Raw genomic sequence first — 256 nt, forward strand, 5'->3', positions numbered from 1 at the left:
GCCGTAGCGCTCGACGAAGTATTCGCCCTGGTACGCCATCCGGTGCTGCACCGCGATACCACCACCCAGCGCGGCGATGCGGTCCATCGATTTTTCGGTAATGGTTTCCGCGTGATCGAAGAACCAGTTCAGCCCTTCAAGCGGGATGTCCTTGTTCACCTTCTCGAACACGTCGAGTGCGCGGCTGATCGTTTCGTCGTAGGTCGCGTGCATGCGCCACGGCCAGCGGTTCTGCGCGAGCACGCGCACGACGCCT

1 protein-coding gene is annotated in these 256 nt (G+C 62.1%); it reads right to left on the reverse strand.

Annotation, left to right across the window (positions count from 1 at the left end; translation table 11 throughout):
• A partial coding sequence (locus tag U4012_RS35775) for an amidohydrolase family protein (protein WP_321804606.1) occupies positions 1 to 256 on the reverse strand: 256 nt, incomplete at both ends.

The sequence above is a fragment of the Burkholderia sp. BCC1988 genome (genome assembly GCF_905339895.1).
In the GTDB taxonomy this organism is placed as follows: Bacteria; Pseudomonadota; Gammaproteobacteria; order Burkholderiales; family Burkholderiaceae; genus Burkholderia.